This is a genomic window from Romboutsia sp., from assembly GCF_051659545.1.
GTDB lineage: Bacteria > Bacillota > Clostridia > Peptostreptococcales > Peptostreptococcaceae > JBOFOR01.
The window spans coordinates 1-6,069 of record NZ_JBOFOR010000099.1; the positions used below are offsets into that span (position 1 = coordinate 1).

1 protein-coding gene is annotated in these 6,069 nt (G+C 31.9%); it reads left to right on the plus strand.

Annotated elements, in window-relative coordinates:
- Positions 1-6,069 (plus strand): beta strand repeat-containing protein (locus tag ACRC03_RS05920; RefSeq protein ID WP_438651634.1); only part of this gene is annotated, 6,069 nt, incomplete at both ends.

The following is a 6,069-nucleotide window of genomic DNA, read 5'->3' on the forward strand; positions in this document are numbered from 1 at the left end:
TACAGGAATAATAAATATAGATTCATCAGGAACAGGAGTTAATGTAAAAGAAGGAACAGCAAAAAATTATGGAACGATAAATTCTGGTGTAGGTTATGGAAGTTATATTTCAAGCACAGGTAAATTTTATAATCACGGATATATTTATGTAGATTCAGGTTATGGAATTTATGGAATAGATAAATCTGAAATAGAAAATCATGGACAGATAAAAATTAAATTAGCTTCTGGCACTGGAATTTATGTTTCAGGAGAATCCCAAGCAAAAAATTATGGAAGTATTTATGTTGAAACAGGAAAAGGAGTAAGTGTAGAAAATAGTTCTGGACTTTTTGTAAATGAAAGTACAGGAATAATAAATATATTAAATTCACTAGGAACAGGAGTCAATTTAAAAGAAGGAACAGCAAAAAATTATGGAACAATAAATGCAGCAGCTGGTACAGGAATATATGTATCAGGTGTAAATTCTAATTTCAGAAATGAAAGTTCAAGTGGTTCAGTAGGAATAGTAAATGTTACAACAGGTACAGGAGTTAATATATATGATGCAAGTAGATTTGATAACTACGGAGTTATCAATGTAAACGCTAAAGGTGTTGGAGTAAATATAGGAACTGGAGGTATTTTTTCTAATACAGGAAATATCTATGTAAATACAGAAGGTTTTGGAGTAAGAGCAATCTCTACAACTGTGGCAATAGATTTTGAAAATAGAGGAAATATAATATTAAAAAATATAGGAACTGGGACAGCTTACGGGATGTATGGACAAACAACAGGTGGAAATATAACAAATTATGGAAATATAATTTCTGCTTCAGATTCAACTAAAGTTGCAACTGCAATGAGTTCGAACACTTCAGAGTTGTTTAATAAAGGAAATATATATTTAATATCAACAAGTGCTACAACTGTAGGGATGGACACGTCTGTAAAAAATATTTTCAATGAAGGTTCAATAACAATATATTCTTCTGGAAATTATTCTTCAGCAGGATTGAGAGTTACTACAGGGACAGCAAATAATTATGGCACCATAATAATGGTTAATAAAGCAGACGGTGTAACAGGTCAGTTTAGTAATATAAATAATAAACAAGTTATTGGAATACATATTGTTGGAAGAGGAATGCTTAATAATGGAAGTATGGACGGGACAAAAAAAGGTGTTATATATGTTATAAGTACTGGTGGAAATGCCATGGGAATGTACCAGACTACTCAGCAAGGTGTTATGACAAATTTTATGAATAATTATTCTGGTTCTCAAATATATTTATCTAGCGTGTCTGGAGTTACTCATGGAATGTACTCTGATCAATCAGACAGTCAGATAATAAATTATGGTGGCATTTACACAGTTCAAAGCTCCACTGGAAATATAGTTGGAATTATAGTATGGAGAGCTGAATCAAATCATCAACTTATAAATTCAGGGATAGTAAATCTTTCTGCCAAAGGAACTGGAATTGTGAAAGGTCTCAGAACCTACGCAGGATATATCTATAATAATTCTGGTGCTATTGTAAAAATAAATACAGAAGAAGGAGAAGCAACAGGCATAGATGTTGCATATAATGTGACATTACTTGAAAATGAAGGAAAAATAGAAGTTTATACCAGAAATGGTTTAGCAAGTGGTATAAATACATCAGCTGGAACTATTTATGCAGGAATAAATTCTGATATTTCTGCAACAGGATCTAATGACACAGTTGGAATAAGAGGAAACGCTTCTACTGTTTATAATTACGGAAAAATAGAAGTGATTTCAACAGGAGGAAAAGCTTATGGAATAAGTTCCACATCAGGGTCAGTAAATAATTATAGTATAATAAAAATAACTACAACAGATGGTGTTGTAGGGTCTGGGATTTTTAAAACATCCACAGGTACAATTTATACAAATGGAAATATCACTTTAAATGGTGCTGGTCACAATTATGGAATATTAAATACTGCGGCAGCAGGAATACAAAATTATGGAAAAATAAAGGTATTATCTTCTGCAGGCGATGCTATTGGAATATACTCTCCAACAGGAGCAATTTATAATTATGGAGAAATAGAAGTAATTTCCACTGGATTAAAAGCTTATGGGATAAGTTCAACATCAGGTTTAGTAAATAATTATAATATAATAAAAGTAACAACAACAGATGGGGTTGTCGGTTCTGGAATTTTAAATACATCTTCAGGAACAGTTTATACAAATGGAAATATTACTATAAATGGTGGTGGTCATAATTATGGAATATTAAATACTACAACTGCAGTAATACAAAATTATGGCAAAATAAATATTAATTCTTCTGCAGGCGATGCTATTGGAATATATTCTCCAACAGGAGCAATCTATAATTATGGTGAAATAGATGTTATTTCATCAGGATTAACAGCTTATGGAATAAGTTCTACATCAGGGCTAGTAAATAATTATAATATAATAACAGTAATGACAACAGATGGAATCACAGGTATTGGAATTTTCAATACATCATCAGGTACAGTTTATTCAAATGGGAGTATTAATCTAACTGGTGCTGGTCATAATTATGGAATATTAAATATTTTAACAGCAGTAATACAAAATTACGGATCAATAAATATTGCTTCTTCTGGTGGAAATTCTATTGGAATAATAGCTTCTGGGGCAGGAGCAGTTATTAATGGTAACAGTGGAAGTGTTACGGTTGTTGGAAATCAAAATTCAAATGCAAGTTATGAAACTATTGGAATATATTCTCCAACAGGAAAAATATATAATTATGGAATTATCAATGCAACATCATCTTTCAGTGATTTTACATATGGAATAAAATCAAATGGGAGTGATCCAATAATTAATATTGGTTCAATATATGTCTCAGGAAAGAAAATTGGATATGGACTTTATGAATATGGAACTGCAAATATTTCAAATTATGGTTGGATTGAAGGTAAAGGTACATCTGAAAAAGAATTTGTAGTATATGTCTCCGCAACATCTCTTCTAACAACTTTGCCAACATTTACAAATGAAGTTGGCGGAACAATTTATGTGAGTGGTTCAAATAGTTATGGAATCTATAATGTTTTTGGATATGACATATATAATAAAGGTTCAATATATGTAAGTGGAGCAAATTCTTATGGTATTTTTTCAAGAAATTACGTAAATAATAGTGGGACTATTAATGTTTATGGTAACAACAGCGGTGGAATATTTGCAGATGGCTATCAATCTATGGTTAAAAACGATGGAGTTATTTATCTTAACGGGTCAAATCAGACTGGAATTATATTGAAAGATCTTGCCACTTTATATAATGGTGACAGAGGTATTATCATTATTGGAGCACCTGCAAATAATAACATATATGTTATTGGTATTACTCCAGGTATCAATGTAGGTTGTGGGTCTTCTACTAATGAAGGAACAATTTCAGTTGAAGGTGGAGGACTAGGAGTAAGAGTTGGTCCATCATGTGGGACTTATTCAAACAATGGAAATATTTATGTAGAACATGGGATTGGAATATATGTTAGCGGTGGAACAGGAAATAATAATGTAGCAGGAAATATAATAATAACAGGAACTGGTACTGGAATTCTAGCAACTGATTCTGCCATAGTAAATAATAAAGGTAGTATTCAAGCTGGAATTGGAGTTGGGATAGATTCTCGGTCAGGTGCATATGTTAAAAATGAAGGGACAATTAGCGCTGATTCTGGGACAGGAATAATAGCTAAAGATGTTGGTACTCTTGTTGAAAACTACGGAGCAGTAAATGTTACTGGAAATGGAACTGGAATATATGGTTATAGTCAATCAAAAATCATAAATTATTTTGATATAAATATTTCAACTTCTGGTACTGGAATAAAAGCATTTGGTGCTTCCACTGTTTTGAATTATGGAGATATAAATGTCACTGCAAACGGAATAGGAATTTATGCTATTGATTCAAATACAAAAGTTATAAATTATGGAGTAAAAATTGATGGAGTGTCACCAACTAGTATAAATATAGATGGTGCTAGTGGAAAAGGAATAGCATTGGAACCTGGCTCAACTTTAGTGAACTATGCAGTTATAAATGTTAATAATATTTCTGGGACTGGAATATATTTAAACAACAGCACACAAGTTTATAACTATGGAAAAATTTTTGTTAATTTAGGGACTGGAATAAATGCCGTTGGAAATAATTCTTCTTCTATAACACTTATGGATACTGTTGAAGTAATAGGAGGAGTTGGTATTTTAATATATTCTTCCTCTGGTGCTTCTACTTCTCAATACCCACCAAGTTTATATTTTACACAAATTGATGTTTACAATGGAGAAGGAATTGTTTTAAGACGCTATGGTCGTTATAGTTGGGCTCATGCTATTTTAACATTAAATGGCAATATAAATGTGAATGGGGATAATTCTGTTGGAGCAAAAAATATTCAACCTCAATTTGTTACGAATATTGTTCAGAGAATAGAGAATAATGGAATAATAAATATTTTAGGGAATCAATCAATAGGAATATGGGCAGCTGATTCATACAATGGGTCAATAAAAACTTTTGCGGATAATAAAAATATAGTTTATGTAACAGGGTCTTCATCAAGTGCTTTAAAAGCACAAGGAGATGGAAATACAAATGTAAACAATTTTGAAAGTGGAAATTTATATGTATCAGCAAAAAATGGAGGAACAAGTTCTATTGGAATAAATTATTCAAGTGGTGTTGGTTCTGGGATAAATCTTGGGAATATAATTCTTGAACAAGAATCATCAATTGGAATATATAATTATTCATCTAGCACAAATATTGATAATCAAGGTTCAATATATACTCTGGCAGACTCAGCTAATGGAATATACTCAAGAGGAGGTCTTGTTGAAAATTTTCAAAATTCTAATATTTATGTAGGATCAGACTCAACTGCTATATCAAAAGCTAATGCAATATTTATAATAGGCGGAACAGCAAATAATTTTGGAAATATTTATGTTAATTCAAACGTTGTTGCTGGTTCTACAGAAAACATAGACGGGTCTGCTGGGATTCATGTGGCAGCAGCTTCAGGTAACTCAACAGGTATAAATAAAGATACAGGAAATATTTATGTAGTAGGAAATTTTGGAACAGGCATGTTCGCAAGAGAGAATATGTCTACGGTTTTAAATTATGGAAATATTACAGTTTCTAATGCAAAAAATTCTATAGGAATGTTAGCGATAAATGGAGCTGTTGCAATAAATAACGGAAATATTTATGTCTATTCTCCTTCTACGGCGATGAATATTGGTGAAGGTTCAGTTGGGATGAAGGTTATGAACGGAGGATCTGCTACAAATAATGGAAATATTTATGTGGATGGAAAAAATGGTACAGGAATATGGATTGACGGTGCAGCATCATTTGCACAAAACAATGGACAAATTATAGTACGTACATCAGCAGGATTAAGTGGTTCAGTCGGAGTTCATGGAGAAAATGGTGGGGTTATAACTGTTGGATCAGGAAGCACTATAGATGAAAATGGGAATCTATCTCCTTATTCAGCTTTTAGAACTTACGGAAGTGGAGTTGATGTAAAACTTTACACTGGAAATAAAGAAGAAGATGAAAAAGACGGAACACTTGTAGAAGATGATAAAGGCAACAAATTATTCTCAGTTGATAATGCAACAGTTGTTAACCAAACATTTATGAGAAGTAGCAAAGAATTCAATATCAATAATTTTGGTAAAGGAAAGTTTGTAATGGGTGGTTATGGAATGCTAATGGCTCCAAAAGTTTCAGGAGATATTTATGTAGCACCAGATACGGTAGCTCTTTACAAACAGCATGGAGAAAATAGATCAGCTATACTTTCTTACGAAAACGAAAGCGGATGGTTTACTGCAAATGTTAAATCTTACTCGATATTCTTTGACGCTTCATATACTCAATCATCTTCAGGAATGTCGGTAACTCTTATCTTGGATAAGAAAAAATATTCTGATGTTTTGAAAGATGATAAAGAACTTGGAGATTATTTGGATAGAAATTATTATGATTCAGATAATAAATCTAAAGACGC